Origin of the sequence: Ruminococcus sp. CAG:330 (genome assembly GCF_000437175.1) — a bacterium.
Lineage (GTDB): Bacteria > Bacillota > Clostridia > Oscillospirales > Ruminococcaceae > Ruminococcus_C.
The window spans coordinates 1-624 of sequence record NZ_FR898043.1; the positions used below are offsets into that span (position 1 = coordinate 1).

The 624-nt window shown below is 49.5% G+C and carries 1 protein-coding gene and 1 pseudogene; both read right to left on the reverse strand.

Going from position 1 to position 624, the window contains the following annotated elements:
- Nucleotides 1–74: 74 nt before the first annotated feature.
- Nucleotides 75–251 carry a FeoB-associated Cys-rich membrane protein gene (locus QZL66_RS04865; RefSeq protein ID WP_022410613.1) on the reverse strand — a complete coding sequence of 59 codons (177 nt, stop codon included), beginning with the start codon at nt 249–251 and terminating at the stop codon, nt 75–77.
- Between the two features lie 37 nt (nt 252–288).
- Nucleotides 289–624 (reverse strand): annotated as a pseudogene (locus QZL66_RS04870) (nucleoside recognition domain-containing protein); the annotation flags it as partial.

Sequence of the window (624 nt, forward strand, 5' to 3'; positions counted from 1 at the left end):
ATGATTATTATACGCTAAAAAGCGGGGGCAGCCGTATTCCAGCTGCCCCCGCTTTTCTTTATAGAGAGGTTTCGTTATTTTGAGGATTTCTTTCTGTGTTTTTGTTCGCTGCCATGGCAGTTGCAGGCGTTCGGACAGCCGCCGCAAGTACCGCCACAGGAATGCTTTCCCTTTTTGCGGTCACTCCGCATGGACAGAACAATCGCAGCAATGATTGCCACAACAATGATTCCGACAATGACACTTCCCATAGAAATGCCTCCTTTTGAAACATCCGGTCAATTTTGTTTATGCCTTTACCTTCACGCCCAGCTTGTTGCTCTCCTTATACGGACGAACCAGCAGGTAGATCATGACGATGATCAGTGCAAATGATACGATCAGGCTGACGATGTTGACAACAGCATTTCCGGCAGTCATCAGCTGGCCGGTGAACAGGTTGCCCAGCTGGTTGACGATCAGAGAGATGACATAAGCGAAACCGCATTCGTAACCAATTGCGAACCAGAACCACTTTGCGCTGTTCATCTCACGCTTGATCGCACCCATTGCTGCGAAGCACGGTGCGCACAGCAGGTTGAAGATCAAGAAGGACATACCAGCTACACCGGTGAATGCAGCTGC